At 70.7% G+C, this 16,782-nt stretch carries 13 protein-coding genes and 1 pseudogene; 6 read left to right on the top strand and 8 right to left on the bottom strand.

Annotation, left to right across the window (positions count from 1 at the left end):
- The 3 genes from treS to glgB all read left to right on the top strand — a co-directional run.
- Positions 1–1,473, top strand: a 1,473-nt coding sequence (gene treS / locus BMZ82_RS17175) for a maltose alpha-D-glucosyltransferase (protein ID WP_093776598.1), incomplete at its 5' end; no start/stop codon positions are given.
- Between the two features lie 88 nt (positions 1,474–1,561).
- On the top strand, positions 1,562–2,935 hold the full coding sequence (locus tag BMZ82_RS17170; protein WP_177244528.1) for a maltokinase N-terminal cap-like domain-containing protein: 1,374 nt from the start codon (positions 1,562–1,564) through the stop codon (positions 2,933–2,935).
- A gap of 90 nt (positions 2,936–3,025) precedes the next feature.
- Positions 3,026–5,236, top strand: a complete 2,211-nt coding sequence (glgB, locus tag BMZ82_RS17165) for a 1,4-alpha-glucan branching enzyme (protein ID WP_093776594.1) — start codon at positions 3,026–3,028, stop codon at positions 5,234–5,236.
- A gap of 43 nt (positions 5,237–5,279) precedes the next feature.
- Here the strand turns inward: glgB and BMZ82_RS17160 are convergent, their stop codons facing one another.
- The 5 genes and pseudogenes from BMZ82_RS17160 to BMZ82_RS17140 all read right to left on the bottom strand — a co-directional run bounded on the left by BMZ82_RS17160 (position 5,280) and on the right by BMZ82_RS17140 (position 10,406).
- Positions 5,280–6,680, bottom strand: a complete 1,401-nt coding sequence (locus BMZ82_RS17160) for a cytochrome P450 family protein (RefSeq protein WP_093776592.1) — start codon at positions 6,678–6,680, stop codon at positions 5,280–5,282.
- A gap of 53 nt (positions 6,681–6,733) precedes the next feature.
- Positions 6,734–8,986: a HelD family protein gene (locus tag BMZ82_RS17155; protein ID WP_093776631.1), complete on the bottom strand. Its 2,253-nt coding sequence runs from the start codon at positions 8,984–8,986 to the stop codon at positions 6,734–6,736.
- Between the two features lie 174 nt (positions 8,987–9,160).
- Entirely contained in the window at positions 9,161–9,484 is a 324-nt protein-coding gene (locus BMZ82_RS17150; protein WP_093776590.1) for a thioredoxin family protein, read from the bottom strand.
- Positions 9,481–9,867, bottom strand: a complete 387-nt coding sequence (locus BMZ82_RS17145) for a MerR family transcriptional regulator (protein ID WP_033285465.1) — start codon at positions 9,865–9,867, stop codon at positions 9,481–9,483. The genes BMZ82_RS17150 and BMZ82_RS17145 overlap by 4 nt, the downstream gene beginning before the upstream one ends.
- 29 nt (positions 9,868–9,896) lie before the next feature.
- Positions 9,897–10,406: pseudogene (locus BMZ82_RS17140) on the bottom strand (Lrp/AsnC family transcriptional regulator).
- Between the two features lie 45 nt (positions 10,407–10,451).
- Between BMZ82_RS17140 and BMZ82_RS17135 the strand changes: the two are divergent.
- Positions 10,452–11,363, top strand: coding sequence for an NAD-dependent epimerase/dehydratase family protein (locus BMZ82_RS17135; protein WP_256251949.1), 912 nt, complete (start codon positions 10,452–10,454; stop codon positions 11,361–11,363).
- Positions 11,364–11,500: 137 nt separating this feature from the next.
- On the opposite strand, the gene BMZ82_RS17130 is transcribed toward BMZ82_RS17135, so the two are convergent.
- Positions 11,501–12,934 carry a cation:dicarboxylate symporter family transporter gene (locus BMZ82_RS17130; RefSeq protein WP_093776586.1) on the bottom strand — a complete coding sequence of 478 codons (1,434 nt, stop codon included), beginning with the start codon at positions 12,932–12,934 and terminating at the stop codon, positions 11,501–11,503.
- Positions 12,935–13,057: 123 nt separating this feature from the next.
- Here BMZ82_RS17130 and BMZ82_RS17125 point away from each other — a divergent pair, with 123 nt between their 5' ends.
- Together BMZ82_RS17125 and BMZ82_RS17120 are read left to right on the top strand one after the other, a co-directional pair.
- The gene (locus tag BMZ82_RS17125; protein WP_093776584.1) at positions 13,058–14,740 is read left to right on the top strand and encodes an ATP-binding protein; all 1,683 of its coding nucleotides are present in this window, start codon (positions 13,058–13,060) and stop codon (positions 14,738–14,740) included.
- Entirely contained in the window at positions 14,737–15,441 is a 705-nt protein-coding gene (locus BMZ82_RS17120) for a response regulator (protein WP_093776582.1), read from the top strand. The genes BMZ82_RS17125 and BMZ82_RS17120 overlap by 4 nt, the downstream gene beginning before the upstream one ends.
- A gap of 98 nt (positions 15,442–15,539) precedes the next feature.
- On the opposite strand, the gene BMZ82_RS17115 is transcribed toward BMZ82_RS17120, so the two are convergent.
- Both BMZ82_RS17115 and BMZ82_RS17110 read right to left on the bottom strand, forming a co-directional pair.
- Complete coding sequence (locus tag BMZ82_RS17115; protein WP_256251948.1) at positions 15,540–16,031, bottom strand: hypothetical protein; 492 nt, start codon at positions 16,029–16,031, stop codon at positions 15,540–15,542.
- A gap of 197 nt (positions 16,032–16,228) precedes the next feature.
- Complete coding sequence (locus BMZ82_RS17110; RefSeq protein ID WP_093776578.1) at positions 16,229–16,774, bottom strand: hypothetical protein; 546 nt, start codon at positions 16,772–16,774, stop codon at positions 16,229–16,231.
- Positions 16,775–16,782: the final 8 nt, after the last annotated feature.

Genomic DNA, 16,782 nt, shown 5'->3' with positions numbered 1-16,782 from the left:
CGCGACGGCGGATACGACGTCTCGGACTACACCGCCGTCCTCCCCGAATTCGGCGACCTGGCCGACTTCGTGGAATTCGTCGACGCCGCCCACCAACGCGGCATGCGCGTCATCATCGACTTCGTGATGAACCACACCAGCGACCAGCACCCGTGGTTCCAGGAATCGAGGAAGGACCCCGACGGACCCTACGGCGACTACTACATGTGGGCCGACGACGACAAGCAGTACGCCGACGCCCGCATCATCTTCGTCGACACCGAAGTCTCCAACTGGACCTTCGACCCCGTCCGCAAGCAGTACTTCTTCCACCGCTTCTTCTCCCACCAACCGGACCTCAACTACGAGAACCCGGCCGTGCAGGAGGAGATGATCTCCGCGCTGCGGTTCTGGCTGGACCTGGGCATCGACGGCTTCCGCCTCGACGCCGTGCCCTACCTGTACGCCCAGGAAGGCACGAACTGCGAAAACCTTCCTGCGGCGCACGAGTTCCTCAAACGGGTCCGCAAGGAGATCGACGCCCACTACCCGGACACGGTGATCCTCGCCGAGGCGAACCAGTGGCCCGAGGACGTCGTCGACTACTTCGGCGACTACGCCTCCGGCGGCGACGAATGCCACATGGCGTTCCACTTCCCGGTCATGCCCCGCATCTTCATGGCGGTGCGCCGGGAATCCCGCTACCCGGTGTCGGAAATCCTCGCCAAGACCCCGGCGATTCCCGCGAACTGCCAGTGGGGCATCTTCCTTCGCAACCACGACGAGCTGACCCTCGAAATGGTCACGGACGAAGAACGCGACTACATGTACGCGGAATACGCGAAAGACCCGCGTATGCGCGCCAACATCGGCATCCGCCGCCGGCTCGCCCCGCTCCTCGACAACGACCGCAACCAGATCGAGCTGTTCACCGCGCTGCTGCTGTCGCTCCCCGGCTCGCCGATCCTCTACTACGGCGACGAGATCGGCATGGGCGACAACATCTGGCTCGGCGACCGCGACGCCGTCCGCACGCCGATGCAGTGGACACCGGATCGCAACGCGGGCTTCTCGTCCTGTGACCCCGGACGGCTGTTCCTGCCGACCATCATGGATCCCGTCTACGGGTACCAGGTCGCCAACGTCGAGGCGTCGATGTCGTCGCCGTCGTCGCTGCTGCACTGGACCCGGCGCATGATCGAGATCCGGAAGCAGAACCCCGCCTTCGGCCTCGGGACATACACCGAGTTGCAGTCGTCCAACCCGGCGGTCCTCGCCTTCCTCCGTGAGTACGAGGACGACCTGGTGCTGTGCGTGCACAACTTCTCGCGCTTCGCACAGCCCACCGAGATGGACCTGAGCCGGTTCAACGGGCGGTATCCGGTGGAGCTGTTCGGCGGGGTGCGGTTCCCGCCGGTCGGCGACCTGCCGTACCTGCTCACGCTGGCCGGGCACGGCTTCTACTGGTTCCGGCTGCGCCGCGACGCGGCCTAGCGTCCTGCGGCGGGGCGGGTTTCCCCTGTCCCGCCCGGGGCACGCATCAGTAACACCCCGACCCCCCGGGGAAAGGAATGTGACACCTATGGCGGCGACTGTCACCCTTTCCGGCCGGACGGACCCCGGCCTCCTCGCCTCACTGGACCCCCTGTTGCGCGAATGGCTGCCCCGGCAGCGCTGGTTCGCCGGCAAGGGGCGCCCGGTCACCGGGTTCTCGCAGGTGGCGGCCACCGAACTGGTCCCGGCCAGTACCCGGCTCGGCCTCTACCACCTGCTGGTGCGCGCCGAGCAGGGCACCGGTCCAGGCGACTGCTACCAACTCCTGATCGGCGTACGCCAGACCCTGCCGCCCCGGCTCGCCCCCGCGCTCATCGGACACGTGACGCGCGGCCCGCTGGCCGGGCGGACCGTGTACGACGCCCTGTACGACACCCGGCCCGCCGACGTGCTCCTGGAGGCGCTGCGCTCCCGCGCCCGGATCGGCGCACTGCGCTGCGAGCGCGACCCGGCACAGGAGATCCGGACGGGACTGGTCCCACGGCTGCTCACCGGCGAACAGTCCAACTCGTCCGTCGTCTACGGAGATACGTTCATCCTAAAGCTGTTGCGCCGGGTCGTGCCCGGCGTCAACCCCGATCTGGAACTGCCGCTGGCGCTGGCCCGCGAGGACTGCCCCCGGGTGCCCGCGCCGACGGCCTGGATGGAGGCGCACCTCGAGGGCGACCCGTACGTCCTCGCCGTGCTCCAGCCGTATGTGCAGGGCGCGGCGGACGGCTGGGAGCTGGCGCTGCGGGAACTGGCCAAGGGCGAGGACTTCAGCGCGGAGGCGCGCGCGCTGGGCCGGGCCACCGCCGAGGTGCACGGGGCGCTGGCCCGCGCGCTGCCCACGGCGACGCTGGGGCACGCGCAGATACGGCCGATGACGGACGGCATGGCCGTCCGCCTCGACGCGGCGGCGCAGGCGGTGCCCGCGCTGCGGCCGTACGCGCCAGCGCTGCGCACCGCCTTCACGGCGCTGGCCGGTCTCGCGGCCGAGGGCCACACCTGGACCGCCCAGCGCGTCCACGGCGACCTGCACCTCGGCCAGTGCCTGCGGGCGGCCTCCGGGCAGTGGTCGCTGATCGACTTCGAGGGCGAGCCGGCCCGCCCGCTGGCCGAACGGCGGCTGCCGCAACCGGCGGTGCGGGACGTGGCGGGCATGCTGCGCTCCTTCGACTACGCGGCCCACTCGACCGACCCGCCCGCCCCCGGCTGGGCCCGCGTCTGCCGGGCGGCCTACTGCTCCGGTTACGCCGAGGTCGCGGGCACCGACCCGCGCACCGACCCCGTACTGCTGCGGGCCTACGAGACGGACAAGGCCGTCTACGAGGTCGTCTACGAGGCCCGCCACCGCCCCGACTGGCTCCCCGTCCCGCTCTCCGCGATACGCCGCCTCGCCGCCACCCCCGACCTGCCCTGAGCCCTGAGCCTTGAGGAGACCGCGCACGTGACTCCCCCGAAGAAGCCCGCAGGGAAGAAGTCTCCGAAGGCCAAGACCAAGCCCATACCCATGCTCACGGTCACCGGCGATCCGCCCGCGTCAGAGGCTTCCGCCGCCGATCGTGAGCGGCTGCTGCACGGTACGCATCACGCCCCGCACTCCGTGCTCGGTGCGCATGCCGTGCCCGGCGGGGTGGTGTTCCGGGCGTTGCGGCCGTACGCGCGGAGCGTCACCGTGCTCGTGGGTGCGATGCGCGCCGAACTGCACGACGACGGCGACGGGTTCTTCTCCGGGGTGCTGCCCCTCACCGAGGTCCCGGCCTACCGGCTGCTCGTGGTCTACGAGGACGCGAGCGTGGAGACCGAGGACGCCTACCGTTTCCTGCCCACGCTGGGCGAGTTGGACCTGCACCTGATCGGCGAGGGCCGGCACGAGCAATTGTGGACGGTGCTCGGCGCGCACCCGAGGACCCACCAGGACGTGGAGGGCACGAGCTTCTCCGTGTGGGCCCCGAACGCGCGCGGGGTGCGGGTGACCGGCGGCTTCAACTACTGGGACGGCACCGGGTATCCGATGCGCTCCCTCGGCTCCTCCGGCGTCTGGGAGCTGTTCGTGCCCGGGATCGGCGAGGGCGAGCTGTACAAGTTCGACATCACCCGCCCCGACGGCTCCCACACCCTGCGCGCCGACCCGATGGCCACGCGTACGGAGGTCCCGCCGGCGACCTCGTCGATCGTGCACGCCTCGCACCACGAGTGGACGGACCAGGAGTGGCTCGCCCGGCGGGCCGAGATACCCGTGCACGAGGCCCCGTTCTCCGTCTACGAGCTCCATCTCGCCTCCTGGCGACCGGGCCTGACGTACCGTCAACTCGCCGAGCAACTACCGGCTTATGTCACGGACTTGGGCTTCACGCACGTCGAGCTGATGCCCGTCGCCGAGCATCCCTTCGGCGGGTCCTGGGGCTACCAGGTCACCGGTTTCTACGCGCCGACGGCCCGGCTCGGCACGCCGGACGACTTCAAGTACCTGGTGGACGCCCTGCACCGGGCCGGGATCGGCGTCCTGATGGACTGGGTGCCGGCCCACTTCCCGCGCGACGAGTGGGCGTTGGCGGAGTTCGACGGCAAGCCCCTCTACGAGCACGAGGACCCGCTCCGCGCCGCCCACCCCGACTGGGGCACGCTGGAGTTCGACTTCGGGCGGCGCGAGGTGCGCAACTTCCTGGTGGCCAACGCCACTTACTGGTGCGAGGAGTTCCACATCGACGGCCTGCGGGTGGACGCCGTGGCGTCGATGCTCTACCTCGACTACTCGCGCGAGGCGGGCCAGTGGACGCCGAACGAGCACGGCGGCCGGGAGAACCTGGACGCGGTGGCCTTCCTCCAGGAGATGAACGCGACGGTCTACCGCCGCAGTCCCGGCGTCGTCACGATCGCGGAGGAGTCCACGGCCTGGGACGGCGTCACGCGGGCCACCCACCACCCGGGGCCGAGCGGCTTCGGCGGGCTCGGTTTCGGGCTGAAGTGGAACATGGGCTGGATGCACGACTCGCTCCAGTACATGGCCCACGAGCCGGTGCACCGGCGCTACCACCACCACGAGATGACCTTCTCGATGGTGTACGCGTACAGCGAGAACTACGTACTGCCCCTCTCCCACGACGAGGTGGTGCACGGCAAGCGTTCGCTGGTGTCGAAGATGCCCGGCGACTGGTGGCAGCAGCGGGCCGGTCTGCGCGCGTACCTGGCCTTCATGTGGGCCCACCCGGGCAAGCAACTCCTCTTCATGGGGCAGGAGTTCGCCCAGGGCGCGGAGTGGTCCGAGGCGCACGGCCCCGACTGGTGGCTGCTGGATTCGGCCTACGGTGCCGAGGCCGACCACCGGGGCGTCCGGGACCTGGTCCGCGAGTTGAACGGCGTGTACCGCACCACCCCGGCGCTCTGGCAGCGGGACACCGACCCGGCCGGTTTCCAGTGGGTGGCCGGCGACGCGGCCGAGGACAACGTCTTCGCGTTCCTGCGCTACGACGCCGAGGGCTCCCCGCTGCTGTCCGTCTCCAACCTCTCCCCCGTCGTCCGGCACGGCTACCGGCTCGGCGTCCCCGACGACGTCCCGGCCTGGCACGAGGCCCTCAACACCGACGCGGCGGCGTACGGCGGCGGCGACGTCACCAACCCGGACGTCGTCAAACCGGAACCGCAAGGCCGGCACGGCCGCCCGGCGAGCATCCGGCTGACCCTGCCGCCGCTGGCGACGGTGTGGCTGCGCCCGGCGTAGGCGGACCGGGGAGCCCCCGGGTCGCCGGGGGCTCCGCCCGCGCTCAGCCCCCCGAGCGGGCACCGGACATGAAGCGCCGCAGCGCCGCCAGCAGCCCCCTGGCCTGACCGTCGATCCCGACGGACGCCGACTCGAGTGCGGCCGGCCGGGCCGTGTCCAGCTCCGCCGCCGCCATCTCGTAGCGCACCGGCAGCATCTTCAGGCCGCGCACGACCGCACCCGACCGCCACGGCAACTGGTCGAACGGAAGGGCCAGTTCGGCCTTGGCGAAGTGGTCGAAGACGCGCCCCACCGCCGTCGTCACGATCAGCCCGCCCAACTCGCGGGCGGCGCTGGGGCACTGGTGGGGCCCCGCGCCCCAGCCCAGATGGGCGCGGGTGGAGACGGCGGAGCCGACCATGTGGGAGGAGCCGATCGCCAGCAGGTCCTGGTGGGCGGCGGCCGAGGACGGCAAGACGATGTCGCCCGCGCGGATCCAGAACTGCCCGAGCCGCACGTCCCGCGCGGCGAACCGGAAGCACATGTTGGCGATGGGCGGGTTGGCGAGGGCGGCCCGGTTGACCGTCTCGCCGAGCTGTCCCGCCGACAGACTGCGCCGCACCGTCGCGTTGCCGCGCAACACCTCCAGCAGGGTGTTGAGGACCATGTTGCCGGTGATGTCGTTGAGGTAGACGGCGTTCATGAACAGTTCCCGGCCGAGCTGTTCGTCGGTGAGGTCGGGGTCGGCGAGCATCATGTACGAGGTGAGGTCGTCGCCGGGTCTGGCCCTGCGGTGGGCGGCGAGCCGGGTGAACGCGGACAGGGCGCGGCCGGTGGCGGGGCCCGCGTCGGGGCCGCCGTCGAGCATCCGCCACAGGTCCATGACCAGTTCGTCGCCCAACTCGACCGGGCAGCCGAACAGTTTGCTGGTGACCATGAGCAGCAGCGGCCGGGTGTACTGCGCGCCGAGGTCGGCGAAGCCGGTCCGGCCCGACTCGGCGGCCAGCAGCGCGACCAGCTCGTCGGCGTACCGGGCGACGGCCGCCCGAAGTTCCCAGCCCTCGGGGCTCTTGGCGTCCTGGAAGGGGCGCAGGGCGGCGTGGTGGGTGCGGCGGGCGGCGAGGTGCTCCTCGTCGTCCATGAACATCGTCTGCCGCACCTCGTAGCCGGCCAGCAGCGGCCAGCCGGGCGGCAGTTCGCCCTGGGCGCGGGCCCGCCAGTGCCGTACGTCGCGCCGCCACCGGCTCTCGTTGCGCAGGACCTCCAGCACCTCCCGGTAGTCCAGTACGAGCCACACCGGCACGCCCAGGAGACCGACCGGGGCCACGGGACCGTACGTGCTGCGCAGCCGTCGGTACACCGCGCCGGGGTCGGCGTCGAACTCCGCCGTGAGCAGGGGCTCGACGGGCAGCGCTCCGAGTGCGGGGCTGTCGGCCGGCGCGGTGACGTGGTGTTGGTCTTCCATAGGCAACGCTTACCGCACCGACCGTGCACGCGCAGTGATCACCACATGAACTGTTACGTCTTGGTGATGCCGGTGCACGCCAGCGCTGTCAGCAGCGGCTTCGGCAGTTCCTTGGTGTGGAGCACGCCGAGCCGTTGGGTGGCCCGGGTGAGGGCGACGTACAGGTCGCTGGTGCCGTAGTCGGCGGGCTCGACGACGAGGACCGAGTCGAATTCCAGCCCCTTCGACTGGCGCGGGTCGAGGAGGACGACCGTGCGGGTCAGGTCCGGCTGCGTGCCCGCCGTCACCCCGTCGAGGCGGGCCGCCAGCCGCCGGTGCAGCGCGCGTGGCGCGATCACCGCCAACCGGCCTTCGGCGGGGGTCAGTTCGGCCACCGCCTCGGCGACGGCGGCGGGCAGGTCGTCGGTGGCGCGCGCCCAGGGCCGGACGCCGGTGGAGCGGACCGAGCTCGGCGGCTCGAAGCCGGGGTGCTCGGCGCGGACGACGGCGGCCGCGGCCTCCATGATCTCGGCGGGGGTGCGGTAGTTGACGCCGAGGCGGGTGTGCTCCCAGCGGTCCTCGACGTAGGGGGCGAGGATCCCCGACCAGGAGCCGACCCCGGCCGCCTCGGCGGTCTGCGCGGGGTCGCCGACCAGGGTCATCGAGCGGGTCGGGCTGCGCCGCATCAGCAGCCGCCACGCCATCGGCGACAGCTCCTGCGCCTCGTCGACGATGATGTGCCCGAACGCCCAGGTCCGGTCGGCCGCCGCGCGTTCGGCGGCGCTGCGGTGGTCGTCCTCCTCGTGCCGCTCGGCGAACCGCTCGGCGTCGATGATGTCGTGCGCGGACAGGACCTCGGAAGCGTCGGGGTCGCCGTCCTCCTTGTCGTCGAACTCGTAGGTGCGCGAGGCGTAGGAGACGTCGAGGACGCCCTGCGCGTAGGCGATCTGCGTCTCCCGCTCGCGGTCGGCGCGCGCTCGGGCCAACCGGTCGTCCTCGCCGAGGAGTTCGGCGGCCTCGTCGAGCAGCGGGACGTCCGCGACCGTCCAGGCGCGGGTGACCGGGCGGCGGACGGCGGCGGCGTCCGCGTCGCTCAGGTGGGCCTCGGGGGCGGCGAGGAAGTCGGCGACCAGGCGGCGCGGGGTGATGCGCGGCCACAACTGGTCGATGGCGGCCCAGACTTCGGGGTTCTCGGCGAGTTCGTCGCGGATCTGGGTGATGTCGCTGGCGTCGAGCATGTTCGAGCCGTCGTAGGGGTCGGTGCCGATGCGCTCGGCGACCATGTCCGTCAGCGTGTTGAGGATGCAGCCCTCGAAGTGCTCGCGGGCCGCGTTGTGCGGCAGCCCGGCGGCCCGGGTGGCCTCGCGGGCGACGCCCACGAGGCCGTCGTCGAGCATGAGGATCTCGCGGTCGTGCTCGATCGCGACCACCGGATCGGGCAGCGCCTGCCGGTCGCGTACGACGGCGGCGAGGACGTCCGCCATCGCGGCGCGGCCCTTGACGGCGGCGGCCTCGGGGGGGTCGGTGGCCGTCGCCCGCACGCCGGGGAACAGCTCGCCGACGGTGGCGAGGAGTACGCCGGTCTCGCCGAGGGAGGGCAGCACCTCGCCGATGTAGCCGAGGAACGCGGGGTTGGGGCCGACGATCAGGACGGCGCGCTTGGCGAGCAACTCCCGGTGCTCGTAGAGGAGATAGGCGGCGCGGTGCAGGGCGACGGCGGTCTTGCCGGTACCGGGGCCGCCCTCGACGACGAGCACCCCGCGGTGGGGCGCGCGGATGATCTCGTCCTGCTCGGCCTGGATGGTCTGCACGATGTCGTTCATCCGGCCGGTGCGGGCCGAGTTGAGCGCGGCGAGCAGGACGGCGTCGCCGCTCGGGTCCTCGTGGCCGGTGCGGGTGGCGTCGCCGAGGTCGAGGATCTCGTCGTGCAGGGCGGTGACGCGGCGCCCGTCGGTGGTGAGGTGCCGACGGCGGCGCAGGCCCATCGGGGTGTGGCCGGTGGCCAGGTAGAAGGGGCGGGCGACGTCGGCGCGCCAGTCGATCAGGATCGGCGTGAGGTCGGCGTCGTCGGAGCGGATGCCGATGCGGCCGATGTGGTGGGTGGTGCCGGAGGTCAGGTCGATCCGGCCGAAGCAGAGCGAGCCGTCCACGGCGTTCAGCGCGGCGAGCAGCCCCGAGCGCTCGGCGACCAGGATGTCCCGCTCCAGCCGGGCCTGCATGGGCGTGTTGCCCCGCCCGAGCGCGTCCGTGACGGAGTCCTCGGTGGCGCCGCGCAGTGCGTCCACGCGTGCGTACAGACCGTCGATGAATTCCTGCTCACCGTGAATTTCATCGCTGTTTGACAATTCCACTCCCGGACATATATACTGTGCTCACTAAGCCTCTTTGCGACCCAATTCCCGCGAAGTCGCGAACCATTGAATATACGCAAAAAAATCCCCCGAGCGCAATTGCTCAGGGGATTTTCTCGTTCACGGGGCCCGTCAAGAAGCCCGGGTCCCTCAGATCACCTCGGCCAGTTCCTCCAGCAGTCGGCGCTTGGGCCGGGCCCCCACCATGGCCTTCACCGGCTCACCGCCCCGGAAGACCATGAACGTGGGCATCGAGAGAACCTTGTAGGCGTTCGTGGTCTCCGGATTCTGGTCCACGTTCAACTGCACCACCTTGAGTCGACCGGCCTCCTCGGTGGCCAGGGCACGCAGCACCGGTGCCATCTGCCGACACGGGGGACACCAGTCCGCCGTGAACTCCACCAGCACCGGCAACCCGGCCCCGATCACCTCCGCGGTGAAATCCTCGTCCGTGACGTCCGTAACGTCGCTCACAGTTCCCGTCCTCCCAGTTCGCACAACGGCACCGGCTCCTCGACCGTCGCCAGCCGCACCCCGATCTCCGCGCGCACCGCCTGCAACTCCCCGATCAGGGAATCCAGTTCGGCCAGCTTCCGCCGGTAGACGGCGAGCGAGGCCGGACACGAGTCCCCCTCCGGATGCCCGGCCCGCAGACACTCCACGAAGGGCCGCGTCTCCTCCAGATCGAACCCGAAGTCCTGCAGGGTCCTGATCTGCCGGAGCAGCTTCAGATCACCCTCGTCGTACGTCCGGTACCCGTTGCCACCCCGCCGCGCGGGCAACAGCCCCCGCGCCTCGTAGTACCGCAGGGCCCGCGTCGTGGTCCCGGCCCGCGCGGCCAGCTCGCCGATTCGCATGTCCAGGACGGTAATCCTTGACGTCGGCGTCAGGGCAACAGCGGTTTGCGCTCCACCGGGGAGGTCAGCACGATCGACGTCGTGGTGCGCCCGAGCTCGGAGACCGCTTCGAGGACCTCCTCCAGGTGGACGGTGTCCCGGACGGCGACCTTGAGGATTCAGCAGTCCTCGCCGACTACGTGGTGCACCTCGGTGATCTCGGGCCGCTGGATCAGCTCCAGGGTCCTGGGGTGCTTCAGGGTGTAGCCGCCGTGCGGGTCGACCCGGATGAACGCCTGGATGCCGTAGCCGAGCCGGCCCGGGACGACATGGGCGCCGTAGCCGCTGATCACGCCCGCCGCCTCCAGCCGTCGGACCCGCTCGGTGACCGCGGCCGGGCTCAGCCGGACCTGTCGGCCGAGCTCGCTGAGCTTGATGCGGCCGTCGGTCTGGAGGAGCTGGAGGATCTGCCGGTCCAGCGCGTCGAAGGCCACCGATGTTTCGTCGGCATAGGCGCGCGCGTGCCGTGGTTCTTTCGGTACGGCGGCCGGAACTCCCATGGTTGCCCCTTCAGAACGCGTGTACAGGCCGGAAAAATTATGGCCATGGAAAAGCGAGAAGTGCTGGTCATCGGCGGGAACCGCTACTTCGGCAAGCGGCTCATCGCGCGGCTGCTGGCCGCCGGGGACCGGGTCACGGTCCTCAACCGCGGTTCGTCGCCGCCGCCCGCCGGGGTGGTCCACCTGATCGCCGACCGGGACGACGAGGACGCGCTGCGCGCCGCTCTCGGCGCGCGCACCTTCGACGTCGTCGTCGACCAGGTCTGCTACACCCCGCGCCAGGCGGCCATCACGCGCCGCGTCCTCGCGGGCCGCACCGGCCGCTACGTGATGACGTCGACGGTCGAGGTCTACGCGGACCAGGACTCCGTCGCGCCGGTCCGGGAGGCGGACGTCGATCCGATGGACGCGGCCGTCGATCTCGAACTCCCCTGGCACGAACCGGAGTTCCTCGACGCCCACTACGGCGAGGGCAAGCGGCAGGCGGAGGCGGTGTTCGTGGCGGAGCCGGTATTCCCCTATGTGGCCGTCCGGGTCGCCCATGTCCTGGGCGGGGACGACGACTTCACCGGACGGCTCGCCCACTACGCGGACCGCATCCGCACCGGCGAGCCGATCACCGTGCCTCCGGTGAACCGTCCGGCGACCTACATCCACGTCGACGAGATCGCCGACTTCCTCTTCTGGACGGTGGGCCAGGACTTCACCGGCCCCGTCAACGCGGCCTCCCACGGCACGCTGACGACACGGGAGTTGTGCGAGGCGGTGGCCGCGGCTGCCTGCGGCGGCGCGGTGGTGTTCCAGGAGGCGTCGGAGACCGACGAGTTGTCCCCGTTCGCCTTCCGCCGCTGCTACGGCATGGACAACTCCCGTGCCACGCAACTCGGGTTCGCCTTCGGCGACGTACGGCAGTGGCTGGGACAAGCGGTCACCGAAACGCTGGGAACGGTGAACTGACGTACGCCGACGGAAGCGGGAGAGGCCCGGAGGGCGATGCCCCGTGACGAATGCCGAGCGCCCGGCCCGGGTTCAGGCCGGGCCGGACGCTCGGAGTCGGGGAGGACCCTGGGGTCCTCGGGGTCGGGCGGTGGAACTCAGGCCTTGGCCAGTTCCTTCTCGCCGCCCTGCTCGGGGAGGACCTCGACGGCGTCGCCCTCGGCGTCGCCATGGGCCTCGTGCTCGTCGAGCAGCGTCTTCTCGTCGAAGGGGAGGTGTCCGGCGAGTACCTGGTCGACGCGCGCGCGGTCGATCTCCTTCGTCCAGGTGCCGATCAGGACGGTGGCCACGGCGTTGCCCGCGAAGTTCGTCAGGGCGCGCGCCTCGCTCATGAAGCGGTCGATGCCGACGATGAGGCCCATGCCGTCCACCAGGGCCGGCTTGTGCGCCTGGAGACCGCCGGCCAGCGTGGCCAGACCCGCGCCGGTGACACCGGCCGCGCCCTTGGAGGCCAGCAGCAGGAAGAGCAGCAGCGGGATCTGCTCGCCGACCGGCATCGGGGTGCCCATCGCGTCGGCGATGAACAGGGACGCCATGGTCATGTAGATCATGGTGCCGTCGAGGTTGAAGGAGTAGCCGGTCGGGACGGTGATGCCGACGACGGGCTTGCTGACGCCCAGGTGCTCCATCTTCGCGATGAGGCGCGGCAGCGCGGACTCGGAGGAGGACGTGGACAGGATCAGCAGGAACTCCCGGCCCAGGTACTTGAACAGCGTGAAGATGTTCAGGCCGGAGACGATCCGCAGCAGCGCGCCGAGCACGATGAAGACGAAGAGGAAGCAGGTGATGTAGAAGCCGACCATCAGGATGGCGAGCTTCTTCAGCGCGTCGACGCCGGCGGACCCGGTGACGGCGGCCATCGCGCCGAACGCGCCGACCGGGGCGGCCCACATCACCATGGCGAGGATGCGGAAGACGAGCCGCTGGATGTGCTCGACGCCCCGCAGGATCGGCTGGCCGGCGCTGCCCATGCCCTGGAGCGCGAAGCCGGCGAGCAGGGCGACCAGCAGGGTCTGCAGGACCTGCTCGCCGGTGAAGGCGGCGACGAAGGTCTTCGGGATGATCGACAGGACGAAGTCGACCGGCGGCAGCGCCTCCGTGACCTGGTCGTGCCCGGACGCCTTGATCGCGTCGGTGAGGTGCAGCCCGTCGCCCGGGTGCAGGATGTTGCCGACAACGAGACCGATGCTCAGCGCGACCAGCGACATCACCGTGAAGTAGCCGAGCGCGATGCCGCCGACCGCGCCGACCTTGGCGGCCTTGCGCACGGACCCGATGCCCAGCACGATCGTGCAGAAGATGATCGGCGAGATCATCATCTTGATGATGTTGACGAAGCCCGTGCCCAGGGGCTTCAGCTCGACCCCGGCGTCGGGCCAGATCAGGCCCACGGCGATGCCGAGCGCCACCGCGACGATCACCGCGATGTACAGATAGTGGGTGCGGTCCCGCTTGACTGCGGGTGCGGCAGGTGCCGTATCGGGGGTGCTGCTGGCGGCCACGGCTGCCCTCCTTGACGTCTTCGTCGGCATCCACCGGAGTGCGGCTCACGTCCGGGGTTTATGGGGGATTGCCGCGACTATCTCCCGTCCTGTGAGGGCGGTCACCCTTCCGTTCATTTAGTTCACACTTAACCTCGGGGGCACACTGACGACATGCGCATCCCCGACATGCCGAGACCCCGCAGTCTGGCCGGCCAGCTCTTCGCCATGCAGGCCGTGCTGATAGCGGTGCTCGTCGCGGGGTACGCGCTGTTCACGTACGTCAGCGACCGCACCCAGGCCGAGGACGCGGCGGGCCGCCAGGCCCGCGCCGTGGCCCGCTCGGTCGCCGACTCCCCCTCCGTACGGTCGGCCATCCAGGCCCCGAACCCCACCGCCGAGCTCCAGCCGTACGCCCTGCGGGTCATGCGGGACACCGAGGTCGACTTCGTCACGATCATGAACCCGCAAGGCATCCGCTGGACCCACCCGGACGAGTCGCAGATCGGCCAGCGCTTCCGGGGCAACACGGCGAAGGCCCTGAAGGGCGGCACGTTCACCGAGACGTACACCGGCACCCTCGGCGCGTCCGTCCGCGCGGTCACCCCGGTGGAGGACGCGAACCACCGGGTCGTCGGACTGGTCAGCGCGGGCATCAAGGTCGAGTCGATCAGCAAGCGGGTGCAGGACCAGGTGACGGCCCTGTTCGCGGTCGCCGGCTGCGCGCTCGCCCTGGGCGCGATCGGCACGTACGTCATCAACGCGTCGCTGCGCCGCCACACGCACGGCATGAACGCGGCGGAGCTGAGCCGGATGCACGACTACCACCAGGCCGCGTTGCACGCGGTGCGCGAGGGGCTGCTGATGCTGGACGGGCAGTACCGGGTGGCGCTGATCAACGACGGCGGCCGGGAACTGCTGGGCGTCTCCGGGGAGGTGGTGGGCACGTCGGTGGCCGAGCTCGGCCTGCCCGCCCCGCTGACGGGCGCGCTGCTCGCCTCGGAACCCCGGGTCGACGAGGTCCACCTGGCGGCGGACCGGGTGCTGGTGGTGAACACCTCCCCGGTGTCGGGCGGGGAGCGCAGGGGGACGGTCGTCACCCTGCGCGATGTGACCGAACTCCAGTCCCTGATGGGTGAGTTGGACTCCGAGCGGGGCTTCACGCAGGCGCTGCGCTCGCAGGCCCACGAGGCGGCGAACCGCCTGCACACCGTGGTCTCGCTGATCGAACTGGGCCGCGCGGCGGAGGCCGTCGACTTCGCGACGGCTGAACTGGAACTGGCCCAGGCGCTGACGGACCAGGTGGTGTCGGCGGTCAGCGAACCGGTCCTGGCGGCGCTGCTGTTGGGCAAGACGGCACAGGCGAACGAGCGGGGCGTGGAACTGGTGGTGTCGCAGGAGAGCGGTATGGACGACGGTCTGCTCCCGGAGTCGCTGCCGGCCCGGGATCTGGTGACGATCCTCGGCAACCTCATCGACAACGCCGTGGACGCGGCGCAGGGCAGCGTGGGCGCGCGGGTGACCGTGACCGCCCGCACGGAGGGCGACGCGCTCCTGTTCCGGGTGGCGGACACGGGGGCGGGCGTGGATCCGGCGCACGCCTCCCTGGTCTTCGAGCGCGGCTTTTCGACGAAACCGGCGGGGCCGGGCGGCCGGGGTCTCGGGCTGGCCCTGGTCCGGCAGGCCGTGCACCGGCACGAGGGGACGCTGTCGGTGGCGGAGGCGGCGGGCGGCGGAGCCGAGTTCGAGGTCCGCCTGCCGCTGCGGGCGGCTGCCGCGTCCCGGGTTTCCGGGGCCGGTGCCTCCGGGGCCGGTGCCTCCGGGGCCGGTGCCACGTCTGGTGGAGGCAGAGGATGACGGGCGAAGAGCCGATCAGAGTGCTGGTCGTGGAGGACGATCCGGTCGCCGCGGACGCCCATGTCATGTACGTCGGGCGGGTGCCGGGCTTCGTGGCGGTCGGCAAGGCGCACACGGGCGCGGAGGCGCGACGCCTGCTGGACCGCACGCCGGTGGACCTGCTGCTGCTGGACCTGCACCTCCCGGACGCGCACGGGCTGCAACTGGCGCGCTCGCTGCGGGCGGCCGGGTATCACGCGGACGTCATCGCGGTGACGTCGGCGCGGGACCTGACGGTGGTGCGCGAGGGCGTGTCCCTGGGGGTCGTCCAGTACGTGCTGAAGCCGTTCACGTTCGCGACCCTGCGGGACCGGCTGGTCCGGTACGCCGAGTTCCGGGGCGCGGCGGGCGAGGCGAGCGGCCAGGACGAGGTCGACCGCGCCCTCGCCGCACTGCGCGCACCGAGCCCGGCGGCACTGCCCAAGGGCCTCAGCTCACCGACCCTGGAGCGGGTCACGGAGACGGTGCGGGAGGCGGCGGAGGGCCTGACCGCGGCCGGAGTCGCCGAGGCGGTGGGAATCTCCCGCATCACGGCCCGGCGGTATCTGGAACACCTGGTGGAGGCGGGCAGAGCCGAACGAAAGCCGCTCTACGGCCAGGTGGGAAGGCCGGAGCTGGTGTACCGGTGGACACGAGGAGCGGGTACCGGAAAGAACCGGTGAAAAACCGCGGCGGCTACGACGACCACGACGGCCACGATAACTACGACCAGCGCTATGGAGAGCGGAATCGCCCTCCATAGCGCCGCCCCGGCGACCGGTCAGTCGCTGGTGTTACCGCATTTGTACGTGACGCCCTTCATGGTGATGTCCCGGTACCCGATCCGGGGCGCGACATCGGTGCCGCCGCCACCGCCACCGTTCTTCTTCTGGCAGGAATACCCGAGCGCCTCGAGCTTCTTGAGGTCGCTCTTCGCCTGGTAGCTCTTGTACGACTTGATCATGGCTGCCCGCTTCTGCGCGGGCGTGGCGTTCTTCGCCTGCGAATACAGGTAGCAGCCGATGCTGGCCCCGATGCCGACCCACGACGCGCCCTTGGCCAGCGCCTTGGTGAGGCCGGCCGCGCCACTGCCGATCCCCACGACCGTGCAGATCTCGTCGGCTCCGACGCCGGCGGCCTGGACTTCCACGGAAGTCACCGAAGCCGCCGGAGCCATGGGAGCCGCATTCGCCGTCTGTGCGCCAATTCCACACATCACGCCGGTCATGGCGAAGGCAATCGTGGTCGAGATGCCTTTGCTTCGTACGTTCACGACGTCATTCCCCCGGTGCATTCTGAAATGTTCTGGTCGCGAAAGATGCTACCAGCGAGGCCAGACGCACACAACGGATTAACTATGCACTTTGCTCAGAACATAGTTTCCGCAAACGCGGCCGACTCCTCGAAATCGGATGAATGCCCGCGTAATTCCACAGACCGGGTGCCATACCGCCGAAGCAGCAATTCAGGTCACGCGCCGCCGCCCCCGAACGGCACCGCGTACCGCACCACGAACACCCCCAGCGCGGCCACCGCCCCCGCCTCGACGAGGGACAGCGCGAGCAGCCCCGCCGTCACCGGCCCGCCCACCCAGTACACGACGAGCGCGGCCAGCGGCACGACGCAGAACGCCACCAGGTCGACGACGCACTGCACGGCCTTGCGGGTCACGCGCCCGGCGTCGTCGCGGTGATAGCTCTCCCACCGGAACGCCACGTCGGTCCCCGTCAGTTGCGCCAGCCGTGGCCCCAACTCCCCGCGCACATACCGTCCGATGGCCGAGATCTTCTCGTCGTTGACCAGGTAGGTCCACCCCAGCACCACACACGTCGGCGGCAGCGCCAGCAGCATCGACGCCTGCTTGGCCTGGGCCGCCGCGGCGGCGACGGCGGCCACCACCGCCAGCGTCACGTACAGCAGGTTGTCCCGGAACCCGATCCGCGCCTTCTGCTCGTCCTTGACGCTCTGGTACTCCGCGAGCAGCAACTGCCCGACCCCGACGCCCTGTTCGGCCATGGCAACCG

The organism is Streptomyces sp. yr375 (assembly GCF_900110755.1).
Taxonomy (GTDB): domain Bacteria; phylum Actinomycetota; class Actinomycetes; order Streptomycetales; family Streptomycetaceae; genus Streptomyces.
This window is presented reverse-complemented; position numbering and strand designations above follow the sequence as displayed.